This is a genomic window from Arthrobacter sp. JCM 19049, from assembly GCF_001310435.1.
Genome location: NZ_BAXF01000476.1, coordinates 1 through 1,653, shown reverse-complemented (window position 1 = coordinate 1,653; position 1,653 = coordinate 1). Strand labels below are relative to the sequence as shown.

Genomic DNA, 1,653 nt, shown 5'->3' with positions numbered 1-1,653 from the left:
CGCTGGAGACGACCGCGTCCAGCCCGGCCTCGGCCACGATTTGCAGGGCCTGGCGGATGCCGCCCAGCGGCTGGGCCTTGATGACCATCAAGTCCGCCGCACCTTGCGGGAAACCTCCAACGGGTCGGTGTGCTTGCGCACCGATTCGTCGGCGGCGATCTTCAGGTCAATGTGCCGTGCGGCCAGGTCCTCGCGCAGCCGGGCCAGTCATCGATGCCCGGTACCGGCTGTTCGGCGTATTCCAGGTCGTATTCGCTTAGCCGGGCCAGGGCGGCGACGGCCTGCTGGGCGGTCCATCCGGCGTTGGCGTCCACGCGCAGCGCCGCCTGCGGGTAGAGGCGCCGGGTTTCGGCGACCCGGGCAATGTCGTCCTGCAGGATTTGGCCGCGTTCGGCGACCTTGATCTTGATGGTGTGCGGCGCATCGTACTGTTCCAGCACCCGGCCGACCTGTTCGGTGCTCACCGCCGGAAGGGTGGCGTTGACCGGGATGCGCTGCACCGTGGTCTCCGGGTAGGGCTGGTAGGCGGATTCGATGGCGGCGGCCAGCCAGCGGCTGGCTTCGGCCGGTTCGTACTCCAAGAAGGGGGAGAACTCTCCCCAGCCGGCCGGTCCCTGCAGCAGCAGGGCCTCACGTTCGACCACTGCCCGGAACTTCACGCGCAGCGGCAGGCGCACCACAAACGAGTTGGCTTTGAGTTCATCGAGGCTGGGCAGTTGGTTCTCCATGCCTACCAGCCTAGGACAATGTGTTCGGTATCGCGTATCGGGCGGGCTGTGGGGCGACTTGATGTGTGACAATCTGGAAACATGCGAGATTCCAGGCGAGTGAAAGGGCCGCGCCATCTGAAGTGGTGGTGGGCGCTGCCGCTGCTGGGCGTGGTGGGCTGCGTGGAGTACCTGTTCTTCGTTCGGCTGCGTCCGGGCCAGTGGGCCGATGAGGCCGCGTTCCTGGCCTGGGTGAACTGGTGGCCGCGCACCGGACTTGATTCGCCGGTGCGGGCGTTCTTGGATCTGCTGCCGGCCATGTGCGCGGTGATTGCGGTGCTGTTCCTGATCTATCGGGTGATCCGGGACCGCAGTTTCGTGCGGGCGGCGGTGGCCAGCCTGGCGGCGGTGGCGGCCGTGGGCAGCACCCAGCTGCTCAAGCATTTTGTCCTGGAGCGCCCGGACTTCAATTTCGGCACCGCCATGAACTCCTTCCCGTCCGGGCACACCACCACCGCCGCGGCGGCCATGGGCTGATGTATGTGATCTCCCTCCCCGACTGCGCCCGGTCGTGGGGGCCCTTCGCCTGGGGCTTTGCCACGGTCACCGGCTGGCGACCCTGATTTCCGGCTGGCACCGGCCCTCGGACATCGCCGCCGGGTTCGTGATGGCCGGGTGGTGGATGGTCATTGGCTGCGCCATCCTGCAGGCCCGCCAGCCGCTGGCGGCAAAGGTGAAGAGCACCGCCTGGTCACGGAGGGCCGGGCTGCTCGCCCTGCTGGCCTGGGCGGCGGTCATCGCCCTGTCCTGGCTGCTGCCCCACCCGCACATCAAGCAGATCCCGGACCCGCTGCTGGTGCTCTATGCGGGGCTGGGGATCGCGCACATCGTGGCCAGCGCCTGCTGAGCGGGCTGTGCCTGCGTTCGGTGGTGCTCGGCCCGGCGC

General features: G+C 68.2%; 3 protein-coding genes. 2 read left to right on the top strand and 1 reads right to left on the bottom strand.

Features of this window, described 5'->3' with window-relative positions; translation table 11 throughout:
- Positions 1 to 161: 161 nt before the first annotated feature.
- Positions 162 to 728 (bottom strand): enolase C-terminal domain-like protein, encoded by a 567-nt coding sequence (locus tag JCM19049_RS13545; RefSeq protein ID WP_054821847.1) that lies wholly within the window; start codon positions 726 to 728, stop codon positions 162 to 164.
- A 99-nt stretch (positions 729 to 827) separates the two neighbouring features.
- On the opposite strand from JCM19049_RS13545, the gene JCM19049_RS13540 reads away from it, so the two are divergent.
- Together JCM19049_RS13540 and JCM19049_RS13535 are read left to right on the top strand one after the other, a co-directional pair.
- Entirely contained in the window at positions 828 to 1,244 is a 417-nt protein-coding gene (locus JCM19049_RS13540; RefSeq protein WP_054821846.1) for a hypothetical protein, read from the top strand.
- Between the two features lie 34 nt (positions 1,245 to 1,278).
- Positions 1,279 to 1,614, top strand: coding sequence for a hypothetical protein (locus tag JCM19049_RS13535; protein ID WP_054821845.1), 336 nt, complete (start codon positions 1,279 to 1,281; stop codon positions 1,612 to 1,614).
- The last annotated feature ends 39 nt before the right edge of the window (positions 1,615 to 1,653 follow it).

Bases quoted from the DNA above. Each gene is read 5' to 3' on its own strand.
- JCM19049_RS13545 (WP_054821847.1), bottom strand. From the start codon at position 728: ATGGAGAACCAACTGCCCAGCCTCGATGAACTCAAAGCCAACTCGTTT.